Here is a 24,156-nt window from a genome sequence, read left to right as displayed (position 1 = left end):
TTTGTCGTGTATAGGAGAGGTAATGAAGTATTCAGGTATAGGCGGTCAGGCGGTAATGGAAGGCGTCATGATGCGTAACGGCAATCAATATGCAGTTGCTGTTCGTAAGCCCGACAAAGAGATCGCAGTAGAAGTAAAAAATACAAAAGATATTAATAATATTTGGCACAAGATTCCAATCATTCGTGGCGTGGTTTCCTTTATCGAGTCACTTACAATCGGACTTAGCACCCTCATGTATTCAGCTTCTTTTTTTGAAGATGATGAAGAGCCAGTTGATAAGTCAAAGCTTTCAGAGGAAGAGTTAAGTAAGCTTGAGAAAAAGGAAAAGGCAGAGATGGGAGGTATTTTAGTACTTTCCTTTGTTATGGCCATGGCTGTATTTTTTGCATTGCCTTACTTTATTTCATTAGCTTTAAATAAGTTTGTTGCTTCACAGGCATTGATTGCTTTTATCGAGGGCATCATCCGAATTGCCATTTTCATCGGCTATGTGGTTGTGATTTCTCGCATGGAGGACATCAAACGTACTTTCATGTATCACGGAGCCGAACACAAATGTATAAATTGCGTTGAGGCAGGAATGCCACTTACTGTTGAAAATGTAAGGAAAGCCACAAGATTCCACAAAAGATGTGGCACAAGCTTTATATTTATTGTATTTATAATATCTGTTTTTGTTTTTATGTTTATATCCTTTGATAACGTATGGCTTAAGCTTGTGGCAAGACTCTTGCTTATCCCAGTTATCGCAGGAATTTCTTATGAGTTCATTAGACTGGCAGGTCGATATGAGAATGGTTTCGTGGAAATCATTTCCAAGCCAGGCCTGTGGTTGCAGCGTCTTACGGTTATGGAGCCAGAGGATGACATGATTGAAGTAGGTATAGCTTCCGTCGAGGCAGTTTTTGACTGGAAGAAGTTCCAAGAAGAAAATGAGGGATGTTTCTAATGACATATAAAGAAGCTTTAAATAAAGGTATTACTATACTCGAATCCGAAAGGATTGCAGATGCGAAGATAGATGCATGGCTTTTGCTCTCATTCGTCAGTGAAATGACAAAGGCTCAGTATTTTTTGAAGCAGACAGAGCAAATAGACCAGCTTACTTTATATAAATATCAGGATGTGCTTTGTAAAAGAGCCCAGCATATCCCACTTCAGCATATTACTGGAGAGCAGGATTTCATGGGTATTAATTTCTGGGTAAATGAGCACGTTCTTATTCCACGACAGGACACAGAAACCCTTGTGGAGGAGGCTTTAAAGGTTATTCCTTCAGGAAGTCACATTTTAGATTTGTGTACTGGTAGTGGATGTGTTATTATTTCTCTTGTTGCGCTTGGACAGGGGTTATCAGGAATTGGTGTCGATATTTCTGAGGAAGCTCTTGCTATAGCCAGAGAGAACGGCAAGCGCCTTGTAGGTTCAAAGGTTGTTTTTGAACAGGGTGATTTATGGCAGCCAGTTACTGGCAAGTTTAATGCCATTGTATCTAATCCACCATATATCAGGACGGCTGATATTGAGGAGCTTACCACAGAGGTAAAAGACCATGAGCCTCGTCTTGCCTTAGATGGCACAGAGGATGGTTTGCTTTTTTATAGAGAGATTACAGCTCACGCCCGTGAGTATCTCAATGAAGGTGGCTGGCTTTTAGTTGAAATTGGATATGACCAGGGGCCAGATGTTTACGCCTTATTCGTAGAAGCAGGCTTCAAGGATGTAGAGGTTGTAAAGGATTTACCAGGCAATAACAGAGTTGTTAAAGGACACTTATAGAGGTTCTTTGATATAGATTGTAGTAATTTGAAATTAACATGGAGGTTTTAGCATGTTTGATAGATTAGAAGATTTAGTTTTAAGATACGAGGAAGTAATGAATTTACTTTCCGAGCCTGATGTAGCTAATGATAATGCTAGATTTAGAGCTCTTATGAAGGAGCAGTCAGATCTTGCACCTATCGTAGAGGCATATAAGCAGTACTCATCACACAAGCAGAACATCGAGGATTCACTTGCTCTTCTTGAAGAGGAGACAGATGAGGAGATGAAGGAGCTTGCAAAGGAAGAGCTTAACGAATCAAAGGCTGAGGTAGAGCGTCTTGAGCAGGAACTTAAGATTCTTCTTCTTCCAAAGGACCCTAACGATGACAAGAACGTTATCGTGGAAATTCGTGCAGGTGCCGGCGGCGAAGAGGCAGCTCTTTTCGCAGCAGAGATTTACCGCATGTATGTTCATTATGTAGAGTCTCGCGGATGGAAGGTAGAGCTTCTCGAGGCAGATGAGACTGGTATCGGTGGTATGAAGAACATTGAGTTCATGGTTAAGGGAACAGGTGCTTATTCTATCCTTAAGTATGAGTCAGGTGTACATCGTGTACAGCGTGTACCAGAGACAGAGTCACAGGGACGTATCCAGACATCTACATGTTCAGTAGCTGTTATGCCTGAGGCAGAAGAAGTAGATATCCAGATTGAAGAGAAGGATATCCGTATCGACGTTATGCGTGCTTCTGGTAACGGTGGTCAGTGTGTCAATACAACAGATTCAGCTGTTCGTCTTACTCACTACCCAACTGGTATTGTTATCTATAGCCAAACTGAGAAGTCACAGCTTCAGAATAAGGAAAAGGCTTTCGCACTCCTTCGTGCAAAGCTCTATGATTTAGAGTTACAGAAGCAGCAGGATGCTGAAGCAGCAGAGCGTCGCTCACAGATTGGTACAGGTGACCGTGCTGAGAAGATTCGTACATACAACTTCCCACAGGGACGTGTTACAGACCACAGAATCAACCTTACACTTTACAAGCTTGATAAGATTATGAATGGAGATATCCAGGAAATTCTTGATGCGCTTATCGCAGCAGATCAGGCAGCAAAGCTTGCAAAGATGAACGAAAAATAAGAGCCTTCCCCTTGAGGGGAAGGTGGCCGAAGGCCGGATGAGGTGTCTCATCCAGGCCTTTTTTATTTGTTATATAAATATTAATTACCTTGCGCCCAATTAAATATTTGTGGTATTTTAATTACATGATTAATGTATGTATAGTTGAGGACGAGGCCGAGCAGGCCGCATTATTAAAGAACTACATAAATAAATATGGTAAGGAACATAATGAGGAGTTTTCCATATCATATCTTCCAGATGGAATAGATTTGGTGGATGATTACAAAGGACAGTTTGACATTATTCTACTAGATATTCAGATGAAGCATTTAGATGGAATGGCTGCTGCGGAAAAGATTCGCAAGGTGGATTCCGATGTAATCATTATTTTTATTACTTCTACGGTACACTATGCTGTGCAGGGGTATGCAGTAGATGCATTAGGTTATGTTTTAAAGCCAGTACCTTATACACAGTTTGAGCAGCTTTTTGTGAAGGCTACTCAGCGTGTGCAGGCTAAGCAAAATCATGTTTATATGAAGGTCTCTGTGGATGACAAGCAGATTAAGCTTGATTGCGATACAGTGCACTATATAGAAAGCCAGAGAAATAATGTTATCTTACATTGCAGCGACCAGGATTATGTTACTGCAGGACCACTAAAGCGTTTTGAGGAGATGCTTTCAGTGCATGGTTTCAGCAAATGTCACAATGCATACGTGGTGAATCTTTCATATGTTGAGGCAGTTCAAAAGGAAGAAGTAGTGCTTACAAATGGAGTAGTTTTGCCAATTAGTCGAGCCCGTAAAAAGGAGTTTATGGCAGCACTGACTGAGGATATATTATAGGAGAGATGATGGATTTTAGTGCATTTCTTAATCCTGCCAATTTGCAGGACACACCAAGATTATTTACCGCTATTGCCGAATGGCTGGCGGTATTTGTTTATTTTAATATTTATAAGAGGAAATACCACGGCAGAGCCTTTGTAATGCAATGCATAGGAGCCTTTTTTATTCAGGTGGCATTTCAGTTTATAGCGGGTATTTTGCCATTATCATTTTGGATTATTTCAATGATGGGGGCAGTTGGGCTGATGTATCTTTCACTTTACCTGGTGCTTGATATAAAGCCAAAGGACTGTGGAGTTATTACTACCCATGCCTTTGTTTTGGCAGAATTTGCAGCCAGTCTGTATAAGCAGCTATATGTGTGGTTGGTCAGATTTGAACACAGGGAGTCATTTGATGCATCCTTTTGTGTTATGTTCATCACCTATTTATGCACATATATTATTTATTTCAATGTAGAACGTGGAAACATCACCCCAAATCGCAACCTGAATGTTAATACAAAGGAGCTTGTCAGCGTTGTAATCACAGGTGTTGGTGCTTTTATTATTTCAAATATCAGTTTCATAAATACAAAGACTCCTTTTTCAGCAACAGAAAATATGCTGTATGTCAGAACTTTGGTTGACTTCGGAGGCATGCTGATGCTGATGACCGAGATGGGACGTCGAAACGAGATGGTTCTGAAGAATGAGAGTACTGCCATCAATCAGCTATTCCAACGCCAGTACGAACAGTACAAGCTTGCTGTTGATAATTCCGAGGCCCTTCGCAAGGAAATGCACGATATGAAGCATTATGTAATGGCTCTTAAAAATGAGGATGATCCTAATCGTCGTGCAGAGGTTCTAGAGGATATGGAGCAGGCCATTGCCATTCAGGAATCCTTTATGAACACCGGAAATAAGGTATTGGATGTTATTCTTACTACAAAGAGTCTGCAATGTCAGAAGAAGAATATCACTTTAAATGCAATGGTGGATGGTGATTTGCTGGCAGATATCCACGTAAAAGATATTTGTTCGCTTTTTGGAAATATCCTTGACAATGCCATAGAGGCTACACAGCAGGTAGAGGATTTGGAAAAAAGACTGATTACCATGTCAGTTCGTTCACGTAATCAATTTATAATAATAGAATGCGAGAACTATTCGGAAAGTGCAAATGTGCGCTTACGAAGCAGCCAGAAACGCAGAATGTTTAAAAGCAACAATCTTCCTCGCACTACCAAAAAAGATAATGTTAAACATGGCTTTGGTCTTAAATCAATCAATCAGGTGGCAGAAAAGTATGGTGGTGCTATGAATTGTAGCTATGAAGATGGCTGGTTTAAGGTAAAAGTACTTTTAGCTAATAAAAATTCATAATGCAAGTTATCCTAAAAAAATGACAAGTTGTCCTTTGGGGCGACTTGTCTTTTTTATTTGGTGTTATAAATAAAATACAGTTTTTATGGAGGAATGTTTATGGACGCTAAAGAAATTATTTCAAAGCTTACATTGATGGAGAAAGCCGCACTTTTAAGCGGTAAGAATGAGTGGGAATCAAGAGACATCCCACGCTTAGATATTCAGTCAATTACTTTTTCTGATGGACCTCACGGTTTGAGACGTCAGGAAGGCGCAGGAGATCACCTTGGTCTTAATGCTTCACTTCCAGCTACATGTTTTCCAACAGCAGCTACAGTAGCTAACAGTTGGGATCCAAGCATTGGTGAGGAAATCGGAGCTGCTCTTGGTGAGGAGGCTGTAGCTCAGAATGTAGATGTTCTTTTAGGACCTGGTCTTAATATGAAACGTTCTCCATTATGTGGTCGTAACTTTGAGTACTTTTCGGAAGATCCAATTCTTGCTGGAAAAATGGCTGCTTCTTATGTAAGAGGTATTCAGAGCCAGCATGTCTATTCTTGTCCAAAGCACTTTGCTGTAAATTCTCGTGAGTACCGCAGAATGGCAATGAATGCAGTGGTGGATGAGCGTACACTTCGTGAGATTTACCTTACAGCTTTTGAGATTGCTGTTAAGGAAGGTGGCGCTAAGACAATCATGTCTGCTTACAACGAGGTTAATGGCAAGTATGCAAATGAAAATGAGCATCTTCTTGTAGATATCCTCAGAAATGAATGGGGATTTGATGGCATCGTAGTTACTGACTGGGGCGCAAGCAACGACCATGTTGCTGGTGTTAAGTGCCAGTCAAATGTTGAGATGCCAAATCCTGGACTTGATTCAGCAAGAGAGCTTATTAAGGCTGCTACAGAGGGCGAAGGTCGCATCACAGAGGCAGAAATCGATAAAGCTATCTTACCTATTATCGAGGCAGCTATTTACTTTAAAGAGAATGATCATACAAAGGGATTTGATAAGGAAGCGCATCATGCAATTGCAAGAAAGGCAGCTGTTAATTCAGCAGTTCTTCTTAAGAATGATGAGAATATTCTTCCACTTGCAGCAGGTACAAAGGTTTGCTTAAGAGGACCTTTCGTAGAAAAACCTCGTTATCAGGGTTCAGGAAGCTCTCAGGTTAATTCCACAAAGGTAGAGACTATTGCAGAGCAGATTAAGAATTACGACCTTAATGTGGTTGATGACCCAGAGAAAGCAGACGTTGTTTTATTCTTCTTCGGACTTGACGAAATTGCAGAGTCCGAGGGTGGCGACAGAATGTCAATCGACATTCCTGAGTATCAGATTAAGGAGCTTGAGAGCCTTACAGTATTCAACAAGCATATTGTTGGTGTTATGAGTGCTGGTTCCTCTGTAAAGATGCCTTGGCTTGATAATCTTCAGGGACTTCTTCATGGATATCTTACGGGACAGGCAGGAGCATCAGCGCTTCTTGATATCATCACTGGTAAGGAGATTCCTACAGGAAAGCTTACAGAATCTTATCCATTCGCATATGCGGATTGCTCAATATATAACTACGCTGGTACAGAGAAGAGAAATCTTCAGTATCGCGAGGGACCATTTATTGGATATCGTTATTACGATACAGCTGATGTGGCAGTTCAGTTCCCATTTGGATTTGGACTTAGCTACACAACCTTCGAATATAGCGCTATTACAGTTTCAGAAAATGGTGTTAAGTTCACAATTACAAACACAGGTAAGCGTGATGGTGCAGAGATTGCACAGCTTTATGTTGGTAAGGCAGAGTCAGGACTTATCAGACCTAAGAAGGAACTTAAGGGCTTTAAGAAGGTATGGATTAAGGCTGGCCAGGCAGCTGACGTAGAAATTCCATTTGATGATAAGACTTTCCGTTATTTCTCAACTGTTTCCAACAAGTGGGAGATTGAAGGTGGCGAATATCAAATTTACGTTGGTGCAAACGTATCAGATATTAAGCTTACAGGCACAATCACAAAGGAAGGCACAATCACAGAGTTGCCATACGATATCAATACACTTCCTAGCTATAAGTCAGGAAAGGTTCGCAATGTTCACTATGAGGAGTTCGAAAAGCTTTATGCTAAGCCTCTTCCAGAGGAAAAGGTTGGACCACTTGATATCAACGATGCCTTCTGCCAGATGGAGGATGCAAAGAGTGGAATCGGTAGATTGGTTTACAGAATTCTCAAGAAGAAACTGGATCAGTCTTATGAGAAGGGAATTCCTGATTTGAACATCATGTTCATCTACAACATGCCATTTAGAGCAATGAGTAAGATGACAGGTGGTATGGTATCCCGCGAGATGACAGAATCCATCGTAACCATCTTTAACGGACATTTCTTCCGCGGACTTGGTGGAGTAATAGGAGGCTTCTTCAGAAACCGCCGTGAAAATAAAAAGTATGAGGAAAGATTAAGGAGAAATTAAATGAATTTTTGGAATAATTTTGCAGAGAAACATCCTGCCGTTGCTAAGTGGGTTCGTGAAGGTGGTTTGTTTGTAATCGTAAGTAACGCAATCACAGTATTTAAGTACTTATTACTTACATTTTTACCAGCAGCTTTCGCATTCTTAGGAACTCGCTCCTTTGGATGGCCAGGAAAAGAAATCACATTATTTGGTGAGACATTCCAGTGGAATATCTTAGGATATGACAATGCTCACGGCGGTTTAGCTTACTTCGCAGCATACATGGTTGCAATGGTTATTGGTGAGTGCATCAATTTCCCAATCCAGAAGCTCTGGGTTTTCCGCAATCACGATAAAGCTGGAAAGCAGATTGCATGGTATGTACTAGCATTCATCTTAATCACATGTATCGTAAACTCAATCAATTGTATTTGGGTGGCAGTAGCAGGCAAGTTTGTAGCACCATTTGTCTACAACATTGGAACAACCGTACTCAACGGTGGCGTTTCTATGGTGGTCTTCTTCTTTGTAAATAAGATCATCTTCCCAGAGACACCAAAAACCACCGAGTAGTTATAAAAGGAAGGAGAAGAGAAAATGTTAGGTATTAATCCAGAGGACGTGAAGGCGGTCCTCCAACAAATCCAGCCTCAGCTCATTATTTTGGGCGTAGTTCTTGCACTTGCGATTATTCTTACTATCGCTGTGCTCAAAGTGAAGAAGCCACTTCGTGGACTTATCAGAAAGAGTTCATGGATTGCTTTTGCACTTACACTTGTACTTGTAGTTTCAAACATTTTACTTTCACCACTTTACTCAATGGTAAACATGGCCATGGGTGGTGGAAAGATTACAGAGGCTTCAATCAATGAAGCAAAGGAACTTTGTACAGAAATCGCAGAGGAAGGTGTAGTTCTTCTTAAGAATGATGACAAGGCACTTCCACTTGCAGAAGGTACTAAGGTTAATGTATTTGGTTGGTCTTCAACAAACCCAATCTATGGTGGTACTGGTTCAGGTGCCCTTTCAACAGCATATCCTACAGTAGATTTCCTTAAGGGTCTTACTGATGCAGGTATCGAGTACAACCAGGATTTAGTAGATTTCTACACTGGCTGGAGAGATACAAGACCTGCAGTTAGTATGATGGGTCAGGACTGGACTATTCCAGAACCACAGGTTTCAGAGTACGGCAGCCTCATTTCAGATGCTAAGAATTACTCTGACACAGCTATTTTCTTCATCGCTCGTTCAGGTGGTGAAGGTGCTGATCTTCCTATGTCATATGACGGTGAGGATACATTCCATGATGATGGTTCAGGAATGTTTGGTATCACTGGTGTTCGCTATTCTGAGTATGCAGATGATTTAGATGCTTCTAAGTCATACCTTGAGCTTTCAAACAGAGAGCAGGCACTTCTTGATGAAGTTACATCAAACTTTGATAAGGTTATCGTAGTTGTAAACTCAGCTAACGCTATGGAGCTTGGCTTTGTAAACGATTACTCACAGATTAAGTCAGTTCTTTACTGCCCAGGCACAGGTCAGACAGGTTTTGACGGACTTGGCGAGATTATTGCGGGTAAGGTAAATCCTTCAGGAAAGACAGCAGATACATTTGTAGCTGACCTTTTTTCAACACCAACAGCAAACAACTTTGGTGATTTCGATTACACAAATATGTCTGAGTTTGGATATGAGAATATGTTCGCTGAGGGCGGCATGTCTTATCCAACATTCGTTAACTACGTAGAGGGCATCTATGTTGGTTACAGATTCTATGAGACAGCTTTCGCTGAGGCAGAGGCTGGCAACATGGAATTCGACTATGACAGCACAGTTGTATATCCATTTGGTTATGGACTTTCTTACACAACATTCACTCAGGAAATGGGTGATGTTACATCAGATGGCAAGACAGTTACATTTGATGTTACAGTTACAAACACAGGCGACGTTGCTGGTAAGGATGTAGTTCAGGTTTACTACAACCCACCTTACGAGAACGGCGGAATTGAGAAGTCAGCAGCAAACCTTATTGCATTTGAGAAGACTTCACTTCTTGAGCCAGGTGCTTCTGAGACAGTTTCAATCTCATTTGCAGTAGAAGATATGGCTTCTTACGATGTTGATGGTGAGGGTTGCTACGTACTTGATGCAGGTTCTTACGAAATCTCTATCAACACAGATTCACACAACAAGATTGCAACTGATGATGTGACAATCGCTTCAAAGGTTGTTTATGATGAGTCCAACAAGAGAGAGTCTGACCAGGTTGCAGCAACAAATCAGTTTGATTTTGCAAAGGGCGAGAACTTCGAGTACCTTTCAAGAGCAGATGGATTTGCTAACTACGACGTAGCAACAGCAGCTCCTACATCATTTGAGATGGGAGATGAGCTTAAGGCTACATATTTCAACGAGACAAATTACGATCCAACAGATTACAACAATGATTCAGATGCTATGCCTACAACAGGTGCTGACAATGGCGTTCAGCTTGCAGACCTTCGTGGTGTAGATTATGACGATGCTAAGTGGGATGAGCTTCTTGACGAGCTTACAGCTGCAGATATGAACACTCTTATCGCACTTGGTGGATATGAGACTTCAGCAGTTGATTCGATCGGCAAGGTTATGACATACGATTGTGATGGTCCTGCTTCAATCAACAACAACTTTACAGGTCAGGGTTCTATCGGTTTCCCAGCAGCAGTTATGATTGCCTGCACATGGAACAAGGATTTAGCTCACGCATTTGGTGATTCAATCGGTCAGATGGCTGATGAAATGGATGTATCTGGTTGGTATGCTCCAGCTACAAACACACACAGAAGCGCATTTGCAGGACGTAACTTTGAGTACTACTCAGAGGATGGTGTTCTTGCAGGTTGGATGTGTGCAAACGCTGTACAGGGTGCTAGAGAGCACGGTGTATACTCTTACGTAAAGCACTTTGCTACAAATGATCAGGAGACAAACCGTACAGGATTCCTTTGCACATGGCTTAATGAGCAGTCTCTCCGTGAGATTTACTTAAAGTCATTTGAGATTACATTTAAGAACTCTAACCCAGCTGCAACAATGGTTGCATTCAACAACATTGGTACAATTCCAGCAGAGGCTTGCTCATCACTTCTTAACACAGTACTTCGTGACGAGTGGGGATTCAGAGGTCTTGCTGAAACAGATTACTTCGGTGGCTATGGTTACCAGGATTCAGACAGAATGATTAGAAACGGTTGCGACCTTATGCTTGCAACTTATGAGACTCCACAGTCTACAGTTACTGATCAGGAATCTGCAACTTCATTAATCGCTATGAGACAGGCTTCAAAGAACATTCTTTACACAGTTGTAAACAGCCGTGCATATGATACAGAGGTTAGCACTGGTGCACCTACATGGGTTAAGATTCTCTACGCAGTAGATGCACTTCTTATTGCATTAATTGCATTCCTTGAGTATCGTGCTATTAAGACATACTTAAAGAAGAAGAAAGAGACAGAACCTACTGTAGAGACAGAATAATAGGAAAAATTTAAGGGGCTCGCTTTTGCGAGCCCCTTTTCTATTTACAGTTTTGTATAAGTTGAATACAAAACTGTAATTTGATAAAATTAGTTGTTCAAAAAGTGCATAAATCAAAACAGATTTTGATGTTTTAAGGAGAATAAATAATAATGAAACTATTATCATTTGCAGTACCTTGCTATAATTCAGCTGCATATATGGAGCATTGTGTTGAGACTCTTCTTCACGGCGGTGAGGATGTAGAGATTATCATCGTAGATGACGGAAGCCAGAAGGATAATACTGGAGAGATAGCAGATCGTCTTCAGGCTGAGCATCCTACAATTGTTAAAGCTGTTCATCAGGAAAATGGAGGACATGGTCAGGCTGTTAACACTGGTCTTAAGAACGCCACAGGTCTTTTCTTTAAGGTTGTAGATTCTGATGACTGGGTTGATTTAGAGGCATATGATAAGGTTTTAAAGACTCTTCGCCTTTCTGTTGAGAATGGCAAGAATCTGGATATGCTGATTTCAAATTTCGTATATGATAAGGAAGGCGCTAGCCACAAAAAGGTTATGTCATACTCTAATCTTCCTAAGAACAAGTATTTTACATGGGATGACTGCGGCCACTTTAGAAAGGGTCAGTACATCCTTATGCATTCGGTTATTTACCGTACAAAGCTTTTGCGAGATTGTGGAATGGAGCTTCCAAAGCATACCTTCTATGTGGATAACCTTTATGTATATTATCCACTTCCATACGTAAAGAATATGTATTATCTTGATGTGGATTTCTACCGTTATTACATTGGTAGAGATGACCAGTCTGTTAATGAGAAGGTTATGATTTCACGTATCGACCAGCAAATCAAGGTAAACAAGCTTATGCTTGAGGCATATGATTATAAAAATATTAATAATTCACATGTTAAAAAGTACATGTTTAACTATTTGGAAATGATTACTGTTATTTCTACAGTGCTTCTTATGAAGAGTGGTACAAAGGAAAATCAGCAGAAGCGACACGACTTATGGAGATACATTAAGTCTTACGATTATTATCTCTATCGCAAGCTTCGCTATGGATTTATGTGTGCTACTACAAACCTTCCAGGTCACGGTGGCAGAGCTATTTCTATTACTGCCTACAAGATTGCACAGAAGGTAGTAGGATTTAATTAATCACGCTAATCACTAAAGGATAGAATGAAAAATTATTATTTTTTATAACCTAGTCCACAATAGACTAGGTTATTTTTTGCCAAAATCTAATAGATGTTGCCATAAGCTTTCCTTTTAGGCATAAAAGTCATAAGATACAAAACGGACACAAAACGGACACAAATTGCGGAACCGTTGTGTGACTAGTTATTTAAGGAGTTAATGTTAATGAAAAGGTATCCTATCTTAAGGAGGTTACTGTGTATTAATCTCTCGGTAGTGATGCTGTTCTCCACGCAGGTGGCAGTATATGCCGCAGAATCTGGCGGAGGTTCTATCAGGCAGGAGACAATAAGCAATACCGAAGAAGGTAATACAGAAGATAGTAGTACAAAAGAAAGTAGTAAAAAAGAAAGTAATACAAAAGAAAGTAATACAAAACAGAGCAATACCAATTCCGAAGATATATCAACTAATCTAAGCAATACTCAAATTAATTCTGAAGAAGTTAGTTCTAAAAAAGAAAATTCCAAAACAGATAATAATCGAAAAGATTCGAAGACCGATGAAGAGCTTCAGGAAAATGCGGATTCCGAAGAAGCTTCAGAGGAGAAAAAAAAGTCCGAGGACGAGACATTCAATATAAAAAAGGGAGATTTTTATATATCAGCTTTTGTTCCAGCAGGAACGTTTGATGTGGATGTCGAGTTTAAGGCTGACCAGGTCAAGCTTACAAGCTCTGAAAAGGAGCTGGTAAGCCAGACTGTGGATGCTGATGAGATGGAAGACTATTACGCTTTTGATCTTCGCTTCGAAGCGGACGGAGAGGAGATTGAGCCAAGGGAGGGCTCTAGCGTAAAGGTTTCCATTGAGTCGTCTTTAATCGAGACAGATGCGGTGGTTCATATTAAGGATGATGAGACAGCAGAGACTATAGAATCGGACATTACAGAGGAAGTGGTTTCCTTTGAGGCAGAGAGCTTTTCGGTTTATGTTTTAACCGCTGGTTCTAAGAAGCTTGGAGACAAGGATTTCTACAATAATCCTGTTTATGGATCGGCATCAGCAAACCAAAGTCATACAAAGGAAACAGATACTTTGGATGGTGGTTATAAGAAGGACAGATTTGCAGTAAAAATTTACCAGCAGAACAATTTTAAGATTGATAAAGATACTGGTGAGCTTGCATGTGCCCCATACGAGTTAGCACCAAATGACAATGGTAAGGTCTTTATTTATGGAACAAATAGGAGCGAACATTTTGATTTCCATTTTGAGGCTCCTATAAACTACTATGTAGCAAAAGTTTCCTTATATGAAACTACATCTGACGACTTTTATAAAAAGAATCCTACTCAGGTTGTGAATGTGGATGGTTATAAAGCGAGCTGTGATGTTTCTCTTACCTTAAAGAGAATGACTAATAACTACAGGGATGATGACAAAGCTAATAAGTATAAGGATAAAATTTTCAATGCAGTAGTAGTTGAATTAGAACCTATGCCATCATTTTTTACAGGGCAGAGCCAGTATGTTACAGGTGCTACCCTTGTTAATTATATAAATGGTAGTGAGTACGGAAAAGTTGCTGGCAACGAAAATAAGACCTTTGGTGACCAGTTCATGTTTGGAAGTGGTCAGACAGGCGTGCAGAGTAATCACTGTAGCTATGGTCAGGTTTATCAGGGCTTAGCTGCAAATGATATTTCAAATGGTAAATTCAGGCTGGCAAATGATAACGGGATAGAGATTTTCCCAAATTACAATGACTATTCCAGTGATAAAGAGTCTGCCAAGAAGTATAGTTGGCACTGGAAGAAATACTCTTACATAAATAACTACTATAACAATGCTAGTGTTCAGTTTAATTTGGATAAGGAAGGATATTGGACACTAGATAGTAGTCAGTACAAATATATATACAATGAAAAAACCAATAGGATTGAAGGTATCAAGGGAACTGAATTCAGACCATTTAAAGGAACTGATGGTAAATTTACAGACAACCATTTTGGAATGATTCTTCCTATTAATTTCTGTGTAGCTGAGGACGGAAAGACGACAGCACCAGATGGACAGGAGAACGACACCATTTTCAAATTCTTTGGTGATGACGATGTTTTTGTATATGTAGATGGAAAGCTTGTTCTTGATCTCGGAGGTGTTCACAACGCGGTACGTGGGCAGATTAATTTTAGAACTGGCGAGATTCTCATTCAGGGCGACAGAGAAAACCAGCTAACATCATCCTTGAACGAGACCTGTTATGCACCAGGAAACTGGGGTGGAGTTGCCAAGCAGTTAGGAACATCCAATTTATATAGCGGTCTTATTTCAGAAAGAGATGTTAAGGAGTTCAGCCAGAAGGAGCATGTCCTTACAGTTGTTTACTTCGAGCGTGGTGCTCACGAATCAAACTGTAAAATCAGCTACAACTTTACAAAAACTGAGACCAGAACAGTAGATTTCAAAGGTCTTAAGGTTGATGAAAACAAAAATGGTTTGGCAAATGCTCAATTTACGCTTTTCACAGATGAGGCTTGCACAAATGTTGCAAATATGGGAATTGGTATCCCAGCTGTAGTAACGTCAGATGGGGACGGCACAATTTCCTTTACTGGCTTATCAGCGGGCGTAATAGAAAAAGGTCAAAATTCTGTTACAAAAATCTATTATATGCGGGAAACCTCTGCACCCGAGGGTTACAACAAGCCTATAAATGCTCTTTGGAAACTGGAGCTGACAGCGTACTCTGACGGTAGTCAAAGTCAGAAGCTTTATGCTTTAGATGCTGAGGCACAGAACTTATCCTTTGGAGATTACTGGAGCACTGTTTATGGTCCTGGCATAAATGTAAAAGCCATTAAGAATAATCCAATTAGGTTTGCCAAGAAGCTTACAGTAGCAAAAAAGGTTACATATGGTTCTGAGGAAAACAAGGATAAGGATGCTCAGTATGTATTTGTAATTTCGCAGGTGGTTGGACAGGTACATTCTTATTTAGCAAATCAGCCTTATAAGATTGGCGATAAAGAGTACAAAACAAATGAATATGCTCAGTTTGTTTTAAAGGCTGGAGAGGTAGCGGTATTTGAAAATCTTATGGAGACTCAATATGAAATCGAGGAGACCTACGTACTTTCAAGTAATGGCTACACGCTAGGAAACTATGATACAAAAATCACTGTTGATGATGAAGCAACAGTAAAATTTTATAGACATGATGATGCTGATATAAAACGTATTGCATCTATAGATTTTGAATCAATCGGGGAAAATAATGTTAAATCGGTTGTGTCTGAAAAGGCCGCTGAGTTTGAAAATAATTTGGTTAAAATATATGACTGGCAGTTGATGAAGATTAGCAAAACAAGTCAGTTGCCACTTGCAGGGGCAGAATTCACGCTTGCCTCTACAAAAAAGGGTTCTACAGATAAGTACTATGGAAAGAGCGATGCTAATGGCGTGGTTCTTTGGTACAAATCTGTTAGTGATAGAGATAATAACAATAATCCTATTGAGGTTTCAGTAGGAAGCTATACTCTTTCAGAAACCAAAGCTCCTGGTGGATACTCCAAGAGCGAGGATGTATGGCAGATCACCATTGACATGGAGCATGGAGTTCAGGCATACATCAATAATCAAGGCGATTTGAAGGACAAAACAGTAGTTGAAGAACAAACACTTTCAAATGGTGGTGTTCTTAAGACGGTAAAGCTTTCCTTCGAAAATCAGGTCGCTTACACACTTCCTGCCACAGGAGGAAGCGGAATTCATCTTTATACAATCGGCGGAGTACTGCTATTACTTTTAGCATCGCTGTTGTTATATAAAGACAAAAAGAAGTACATTTAAGGAGAATTTTGAGATGAAGAATTTCAAGAAGGTTATCGCATTCGCTTTAGCTGCGATAATGATGATGGCAATGAGCATAACAGCTTTTGCTGAGCAGAGCACAGGTAGTGCTACAATCAAGGTAACTAATATTTCAGAGAGAGATGAAAAAACAGAACTTTCTGTATATCAGCTTGCTTCAATTGACACAGCTAAGAATAAGATTGAAGTAGTAGATTGGGCTAAGGCTGTTTATCCTAAAAAGGATGACAATAATCAGTTAAGCATTGATGTAGATGCTCTTAATGCAGCTTTTGAAGCAGCAAATCCAACAGCAGTTAAGAAGGCTGAGTCTGTAAATGGTACAGATGTAGAGTTCACAGACCTTGCAGCAGGCGTTTACATGATTAAGGTTGTTGGTAAAAAGGTACAGTACAACACAATGGTAGCTGTAGCTTACACAACAGATGATAATGGTAACTATGTAGCTACAACAAAGGCTGTTGAAATCAAGGCTAAGGGTTCTTCTAACAATATGGAGAAGAAAGATGATGACGGTCTTGTAAGAGCAGGTCAGAAGGTTAACTTCGAGCTTAAGTCTACAGTTCCATACATGGCAAACAAGACAAACGTTGAGTACAAGATTTACGATAGAGAGACAAATCTTTCAGCTCCAGAAGACGTAAAAGTTTTTGTTGGTGGCAAGGAAATGGCTTTCAACTTTGGTGAAGGCGTAGCTAAGGATGGTTACACAGAATATACAATGGACCTTACTTCACTTGTAGAATCAGGAATGAACGATCAGTACGCTGGTAAGACTGTAGTAGTTAAGTACACAGCAACAGTTATCGGTTCAAATGGATTCACAAACGTTACTTATGACAGCACATATGATAAGGATGAGAATGGCGAGCCAAAGAACCCACCTACAGTAAAGGGATGGCCAGCAGATATCACACTTATCAAGTATGCAGAGGATGGAAAGACAATCCTTAATGGTGCTGAGTTCGAGGTTTCTAAGAACGGTACAGTTCTTTACTTCGCACAGGAGTCTGAAGGTGTTTACAATCTTGTAGACGAGAAGGCTGATGGTGCTACAAAGACTATCGTAGCTCCAAAGGGTAAGGTTCAGATTAAAGGTCTTGATGAAGGTACATATCTCTTCACAGAGACAAAGGCTCCAGAGGGCTACTCAATCAATCCAGCAGGTGCTAAGGTTACTATCACAGATTTAAGCGAAGACCTTACAAACAAGAACACAATTACAGAATCACAGAAGGCACTTCTTTCACAGGAAGGTTCTATCAACGATACAAAGCTTTCTTCACTTCCATTCACTGGTGGTATGGGAACAACAATCTTTACAGTACTTGGTGTAGCTCTTATGGCACTTGCATCAGCTCTTTACTTTGCAACAAAGAAAAAGGCTTCTGTAAACTAAATGGACACATTTATGTGTTACGATGATTAAATGAAATCATTTTTTAAAAACAATTATAAATTAATATTCATTGGAGCCTTGATGATAGCTGGTCTGACCCTGCTGTTTTACCCGCTTGTGGCTAATACCTGGAATAACCATGTACAGTCTAAATTGGTAAACAATTATACAGAGTCAGTATCCGAAGCTATCGAGTCAGGCACTATCAATGCTGAAGGAGAGCTTCAGAAGGCCTATCAGTATAATGAGGATCTGCTTCCATGCATCCTGCCGGATTCCTTTGCTCAGGCAGAGGCAAATGGTGTTGACGAAAGATACATGAGTATCTTAAACGCCAATGGTGATGGAATTATGGGATATATTCAAATCCCATCAATTAAGGTAAAGCTACCGATATTCCACACTACTAATGAGGATGTTTTGCAGATAGGTGTAGGTCATCTTGAGGGCTCTTCACTTCCAGTAGGAGGACCGAGCACACATTCAGTTTTGTCGGCACACAGAGGCTTACCTAGCGCCACTCTTTTCACAGATTTGGATAAGGTGGAGATTGGTGAGGACTTTTTTATCATCATTATGGATGAGTACTACGCTTACGAAATTGATTCTATTGATGTGGTTGAGCCAGATGATACGTCACTACTTCAAGTGGAGGAAGGAAAGGATTTATGTACACTCATTACCTGTACTCCATATGGCGTAAACACCCAGAGATTAATGGTAAGAGGTCACAGAGTTGAGTACACTCCAAAGCTTTTGGAGGATGCAAAGACTCCGGCCTTTGGTGCAGTTAGTCTTCATACCAATTACCTTCTTTGGGTTATAGTAGGTCTTTCAATAGTAGCAGCTTTTATTTTGATATTGTATCTGATTGACAGGCATCGTAATAAGAGGGCAGAAGTAATTGAAACAAAGGATATTTAAATTATTTATTTTCATATTGTTTGTTGCAGGGGCTGTATTTTTGGCTTATCCAACCATCTCTAATGAGTGGAACAACTATGTCCAAAGCAGACTTATAAATAATTACGAGTCTACCCTTTCAGAAATGACAGAGGATGATTATTCTTCTCAATGGGCTGCCGCTCAGGCATTTAATGAAAAGATTACCGTAAATGCTATAGGTTCAGATGCCTTTAACACAGGCTCTGATGGCAATGAAGTGACACCTACAGAAGATTTTCTAAATACGGAGTATTATTCTGTATTAAATCTTAATGGTGATGGAATAATGGGATATTTATCCATCCCAAAGATTAATGTAAAGCTTCCAATTATGCATGGAACCTATGATGAGTATATCCAGAAGGCCTTGGGGCATCTTAATGGAACAGCACTTCCTATTGGAGGCGCTGGAACTCATTCAGTAATTGTAGGTCATAGAGGTTTGCCAAATGCAGAACTCTTTACCAATATTGATCAGATGGAGATTGGCGATAAGTTTTACATCCATGTTTTGGATGATACACTTGCCTACGAAGTCGATAAGATTTCTGACATGATTGAAGCGGAAGACATAGATACCCTTACAGAGGCTATGAGAATAGAGCCAGGAAAGGACTATGTTACTTTATTTACTTGTACACCTTATGGTGTAAACACCCACAGACTTCTTGTCAGAGGCACTCGAATCGAATATTTGGGTGAGGATGAGGTTCCAACCGGAACAGCAGCTGTGGTAGAGACAGTTAAAGATTACTACCTGATTTTTGGTATAGCAGGAGTAATACTTACTATACTTATTATTTTGATTATCAGTAAGATTTTTAGAAGGAAACAAGCTTAAGGGAGAAAATACCGTGAAGTTTTTTGGTATAAAGGAGAATATTTTTGCTCTTTTGCTTACAGTTATTATTGCTGTTGGCGGAGCAGGAGTTATTACAGCTCATGCAGCAGGACATATCGATACAGATGCTACTGTGACAATCACTGCACAGGTAGGTAAAGAAGATACATCAGTATTTGCTCAGAGCTATAATGGAAAAGTTGATATCAATCTTTATAAGATTGCTACCCTTGATGAGGCTGGCTTACCAGTCCTTTCTCCTTCCTATAAGAATAGTGGAATTGATTTATCAGTTCTTGCAAATAATCCAAAGGTTGCAGATATAGAGAAAAATATTGTTGAGCCAGCTGTTAAGGCAGCTGGCAGTCAGCAGGCAGATGCTGTAATTACAGCATCGAGACAAAATAATATTTTTTCTGGTACTGCTACAATAGATAAAGGCGTAGGTATTTATCTTTATGTACCACAGCCTGTTTCTGATGAAAAATATAAGTACAGCTTTACTTCTTATGTTATCTATGCTCCATCAAGTGATTTTATAGTTACTGGTGCAGCAGATGCAGATAAAACATGGAAGTACAATGTTAGCTTCATTATAAAGCCACAGGAAACTCCTATCGAAGTTAATATTCCTGACGAACCAACTCCAACCCACGGCGACGATGATGATGTAGTAGGATTTGGTGAGGATATTATTGAAATGGGCTCACAGGTCCCTCTTTATGGTAGAAGTCCTAAGACAGGAGATTCAGTTCTTCCAATTATATTTTGCGGAATAGCTTTTATAATTGGTATGGCTTTTATCCTATGGTATTTCAGAATGGCGTCTGATAATAAGAAGAATAATACAAAGTAAAAAACAGAATATTAATATATCTAAAAGACCGGTTATATAACCGGTCTTTTCACATTTTCTTCACAAATTGTGTAGCTAAATCACATATTTCTTGCCACTATCTGAAAACTCTTGCCAGTTCACAGATTTGTCACACAACAAGTGGTATCCTACCATTACGATAATTATTTCGTATAACACAATTATAAGTTATACCTTACGAAACGATTTATCGAATGTGTTGGTTCAGTAGTTTGGTTTTAGTGAGGAAGAATTATATGAAAAGAAAAGCTTTATTCAATAGAATAATCTCATTAAGCATAGTAGCAGTTCTATATCTGACTTCTTCAGCATCTGCTTTTGCAGACGTAAGTGAAGGGGAGACTCCAGCAGTTGCAGAAGCTGTGGAGACAACAGATGGGGCTGCTATTTCTGATGTTCCAGCTACTGAGGAGCCAGCCGCTCCTGCAGAGAACACTGAGGCAGTTACGCCTGAGGGAACTGAAACTGCAGAAGTAACCACTATCCCTGATGAGACCACACCTACTGGCATCGTAGATGCTATCGAAGAAGTAGTTGAAAAGGTGGTGGATGCCATAAAGGGTGATTCTGATGATCCGGAAGCTGAATCTGATGACGAAGATGATGAGGACGGCGAAGATGATGAGGACGGCGAGGATGAAGAGGAAGATGAGGAGTCAGAGGATAAGGAAGACGAAGAAGCCGAGGAAGAATGTGAGCACGACCTTATCTATACATCAAACGGTGATGGTACTCATACAGTAAGATGCAGCAAGTGCGATATGGAAGAGTACACAGAAACATGTGAGTTTGATGAGAATGGCGTATGTATCCGTTGTGGTTATCATAGACTTCCAGATCCAATCCTTACTTATGAGGATGACGAGGTAATCGTAACAATAAGTGGTGCCATTCCTGAAAATGCAGATCTTAGGGTTAAGCCTATTAAGAAGGATGACGAGGCTACAAAGGAAGACTACGAAAATGTAGAGGCAACATTAAGCACAGAAGCTCAGGAAATGGATTATGAAGTAAAGGGCTTCCTGGCATATGACATTTACTTTGAGGATATTGAGACTAAGGAAGAGGTAGAGCCAAGTGGTGAGGTTACAGTATCACTACAGTATAAGGGCGAAGCACTTCCACAGGATATAGCAAACAACGAAGCAACAGAAAACATACTTGTTCAACATTTCAATGAAGAAACAAATGAAGTTGAGGAATTAACAGAAGCAGGTAAGGCTGCAATTAATGTAACAGATAGCAAGGCCATTACTTCTGCAGAATTTACAAGTAATTCATTTTCAAAATATGTCATTACTTGGATAGAAACAAGCTCTAGAACAGTAAAGGTTGATTTAATCAATAGATTAGAGAGTAGTAATGAGCTTACACCTGGTGAAGGTACTAGAACTCTAAACCCTCCTACAGAGGTTGGTACAGAAGTAGAAAATGACATTTCAGAATTTGTTAGTCATAACCCTATCGATGGTTACTCATTTGTAGAAGCAAGGTATGGGGATAAGGTAGTTACCTCGGTTTCTATAACCCCTACAAAGAAATCTGGAAGCAGCACCATTAATTATACTGTAAAGCTAAAGAACAATGGTAACACCTTCGAAACCTTTGACACTTCAAGCTCACATCCTAGGGTAGAAATCAATATTGATGTTTTCTACAGAGCAGATACAAGACTTATTGTTAAGAATCTTGCAACGAGTGATGCTGCAAATGATACAGCAACAACCTATGAGTATTTAATTACAAATGAACAGGGCACACCACTTGCAAATCAGCCTTATGAAAGTGACAAGAGCGATTCAACAACATTAGCGACTGATGAGAACGGTAAGTTTGTATTAGCTCCAGGGGAAACAGTAAAGTTCCATAATTTGGCAGATGGAAAATATACTGTAACTGAAACATCGATTTCTGGAACCTATAGCTTTGATGATTTTGTAACAAAGGCATATTTAGGAGAAGAGGAAAAACTTATAGTTCAGGATGGTGACACTACAACACCAAGAAAGCTTGAGGCTGAATTAACTGAGTCAAATATCCCAAGCATGAAGTTTAAGAACTGTCTTGTTAAAACCATCGTAACACCTACTAAGAACGCAGATAAGTTCAAATACATTAATTACATAAAAGCGCAGGATGAATACGAAATCTCTTGCAGATTTACCGGACCAGAGGAAGAGATTAAGAAGATTGTCAATGATGAGGAAACCAATACTGTAAGTAAAAAGAAGAATGTAGATGTGGTATTGGTAATTGATAAATCTAATTCTATGAAGAATGACCCTAAGACCAGCAGCTACAAAAATATTGATTATGTCATGGACGCAGTTGCTGACATGGTTAGAGTATTCAAGAGCAAAGATGACATTGATGCCAAGTGGAAGGTTATTGATTTCTCTACTTATTCAAGTTTAGTATCAGGCAGTTGGATTGATACTGATGATGTAAGCTCAGCAGTAACAAGGAACTGTACAGGAGGCACAAATTATCAGGCAGGTTTAGAGTTGGCTCAGCAAGAGCTTGAAAAGGGTGGCAGAACAGATGCTGATAAGATAATTATCTTCCTTACAGATGGTCATCCAACTTTATATGTTTCAGGAAATGGTTACGCTGGTGGAGGAACTTACACTAATGAAGCTACATACAATGCTTCAATGACAGCAGCTTCAAAGATTAAATGTGATCAGTTCTACGTAATTGGTATGGGACTGGGAACCTTGGCCATTACAAATTCCAATGGTACAAGAACACTTCGTACTGAAGACGGTAAGCTATTTCTTGATAAGCTTGCAGCTAAGGCGCAGGCAACTGTTAAGGAAGCAAAGAATGTAGCTGCAAATCAGGTTGGTGAAACCTTTGAAGGTCTCGCAGGTACTATTTCAGAAATCTCTACTGGTGGTGAGACTTCAGATGTTAGATATGAATATGCATCAAATGCTGAAATGATTGATCAGCTTAGTGAATATGTAGACATTAAGCCAAATTCAGAGTTTAAGATTAGTGTCAGCGAAGGTGCATCAGAAACTCCTGTATTGTTACCAAATAGTCCTGACGAGCCTAGAGAATCAGGTACCATTGATAACGAAGGAAAGATGACATCCCCTGCATATTACTACTTATCAGAAGATCATTCGGTATATATGAAGGCTGTATATGATGCTGACACAAAGATAATGAAGCTGATTTTCCCTGATGGCTATGAATTAAAGAATCAGTATAGTTACCAGGTGAAGATGACAGTTATTCCAAGCGAAAAGGCATATGACGATTACTATAATGCCAACGAGCATTATCCAGAAGGCATGGAAGGTGAGGCAGGAACTGACCATATGTATGCAGCTGAGAAAACATCGGCTGGAAAGCCAGGTTTCTTCTCAAATGTTCAGGAGAATGCCAAGGCTACATACACCTTTAAGGGTGAGAGCTATACCGAATATCTCCCAATGCCAGTTGTTCAGGTTCATTTTGATAACGTTTGGGAAATTTACAAGACTGATGAGAATGGCGAGAAGCTTGGTGAAGCGGTATTCAAGTTACAGGATGATGCTGATGCTACTAAGCAGTTCTTTGGAACAAGTAAATTTGATCAGAACGGACTTGTAGCTTGGGAAACTAGTGCGGTCGGTTCAATCACAACGGCAAAAACCTATACTCTCACTGAAGAGGATGCGCCAGTTGGATATGCAAGAAGCACAGACTCCTGGACAATTCAGTTGGATGCAGATAACAAGCCAACTGTAACAGTAAGTGAGACAGGCAAGGAGGCGTATGAGTACACGCCTGATAGATACAGAGACGGAAAGACCATTGTTTACAAGTTCTACTTTAAGAACTTCCCAGTTTATAGTTTGCCAGAAACAGGTGGAAACGGAATTTATAGAACAACATTATACGGAATTGTATTAATGCTCACTTCGGTATTCCTTTTCTATAGAAACAAGAGAAAGTCAAGAGTTGTAAGTTAAGTGGTTCATCAATAAAGGAGGTAAACC

The 24,156-nt window shown here is 39.9% G+C and carries 15 protein-coding genes; all 15 read left to right on the top strand.

What is annotated here, in order from left to right; all coding sequences use genetic code 11:
- Positions 1 to 22 precede the first annotated feature (22 nt).
- Positions 23 to 952 (top strand): DUF1385 domain-containing protein, encoded by a 930-nt coding sequence (locus BLP54_RS07130; protein ID WP_090168139.1) that lies wholly within the window; start codon positions 23 to 25, stop codon positions 950 to 952.
- Positions 952 to 1,782, top strand: coding sequence for a peptide chain release factor N(5)-glutamine methyltransferase (gene prmC, locus BLP54_RS07125; RefSeq protein ID WP_090168138.1), 831 nt, complete (start codon positions 952 to 954; stop codon positions 1,780 to 1,782). Before BLP54_RS07130 ends, prmC begins: the two co-directional genes overlap by 1 nt.
- A 52-nt stretch (positions 1,783 to 1,834) precedes the next feature.
- On the top strand, positions 1,835 to 2,908 hold the full coding sequence (prfA, locus tag BLP54_RS07120; RefSeq protein WP_090168136.1) for a peptide chain release factor 1: 1,074 nt from the start codon (positions 1,835 to 1,837) through the stop codon (positions 2,906 to 2,908).
- 125 nt (positions 2,909 to 3,033) lie between these two features.
- Entirely contained in the window at positions 3,034 to 3,738 is a 705-nt protein-coding gene (locus BLP54_RS07115; protein ID WP_090168135.1) for a LytR/AlgR family response regulator transcription factor, read from the top strand.
- Between the two features lie 5 nt (positions 3,739 to 3,743).
- Positions 3,744 to 5,108 (top strand): ATP-binding protein, encoded by a 1,365-nt coding sequence (locus tag BLP54_RS07110; protein ID WP_090168133.1) that lies wholly within the window; start codon positions 3,744 to 3,746, stop codon positions 5,106 to 5,108.
- A 99-nt stretch (positions 5,109 to 5,207) separates the two neighbouring features.
- Positions 5,208 to 7,565 (top strand): glycoside hydrolase family 3 C-terminal domain-containing protein, encoded by a 2,358-nt coding sequence (locus BLP54_RS07105; RefSeq protein ID WP_090168131.1) that lies wholly within the window; start codon positions 5,208 to 5,210, stop codon positions 7,563 to 7,565.
- Positions 7,566 to 8,120, top strand: a complete 555-nt coding sequence (locus BLP54_RS07100; protein WP_090168129.1) for a GtrA family protein — start codon at positions 7,566 to 7,568, stop codon at positions 8,118 to 8,120.
- 24 nt (positions 8,121 to 8,144) lie between these two features.
- Positions 8,145 to 11,078, top strand: coding sequence for a glycoside hydrolase family 3 protein (locus BLP54_RS07095; RefSeq protein ID WP_090168127.1), 2,934 nt, complete (start codon positions 8,145 to 8,147; stop codon positions 11,076 to 11,078).
- Positions 11,079 to 11,230: 152 nt separating this feature from the next.
- Complete coding sequence (locus BLP54_RS07090) at positions 11,231 to 12,247, top strand: glycosyltransferase family 2 protein (RefSeq protein ID WP_090168126.1); 1,017 nt, start codon at positions 11,231 to 11,233, stop codon at positions 12,245 to 12,247.
- Positions 12,248 to 12,454: 207 nt separating this feature from the next.
- The gene (locus BLP54_RS07085; protein ID WP_176754497.1) at positions 12,455 to 16,081 is read left to right on the top strand and encodes a SpaA isopeptide-forming pilin-related protein; all 3,627 of its coding nucleotides are present in this window, start codon (positions 12,455 to 12,457) and stop codon (positions 16,079 to 16,081) included.
- Between the two features lie 13 nt (positions 16,082 to 16,094).
- The gene (locus BLP54_RS07080) at positions 16,095 to 17,501 is read left to right on the top strand and encodes a SpaA isopeptide-forming pilin-related protein (RefSeq protein WP_090168121.1); all 1,407 of its coding nucleotides are present in this window, start codon (positions 16,095 to 16,097) and stop codon (positions 17,499 to 17,501) included.
- Positions 17,502 to 17,582: 81 nt separating this feature from the next.
- On the top strand, positions 17,583 to 18,425 hold the full coding sequence (locus tag BLP54_RS07075) for a class C sortase (protein ID WP_242870655.1): 843 nt from the start codon (positions 17,583 to 17,585) through the stop codon (positions 18,423 to 18,425).
- Positions 18,406 to 19,287 carry a class C sortase gene (locus BLP54_RS07070; RefSeq protein WP_090168116.1) on the top strand — a complete coding sequence of 294 codons (882 nt, stop codon included), beginning with the start codon at positions 18,406 to 18,408 and terminating at the stop codon, positions 19,285 to 19,287. The genes BLP54_RS07075 and BLP54_RS07070 overlap by 20 nt, the downstream gene beginning before the upstream one ends.
- Positions 19,288 to 19,300: 13 nt before the next feature.
- Positions 19,301 to 20,143 (top strand): isopeptide-forming domain-containing protein, encoded by an 843-nt coding sequence (locus BLP54_RS07065; protein ID WP_090168114.1) that lies wholly within the window; start codon positions 19,301 to 19,303, stop codon positions 20,141 to 20,143.
- Positions 20,144 to 20,400: 257 nt separating this feature from the next.
- The gene (locus BLP54_RS07060; RefSeq protein WP_090168113.1) at positions 20,401 to 24,129 is read left to right on the top strand and encodes a DUF7604 domain-containing protein; all 3,729 of its coding nucleotides are present in this window, start codon (positions 20,401 to 20,403) and stop codon (positions 24,127 to 24,129) included.
- Positions 24,130 to 24,156: the final 27 nt, after the last annotated feature.

This window comes from Pseudobutyrivibrio sp. 49 (assembly GCF_900100545.1).
Taxonomy (GTDB): Bacteria; Bacillota; Clostridia; order Lachnospirales; family Lachnospiraceae; genus Pseudobutyrivibrio.
The sequence above is the reverse complement of the archived record's forward strand: the minus strand, read 5'-3'. Positions and strand labels throughout refer to the sequence as shown.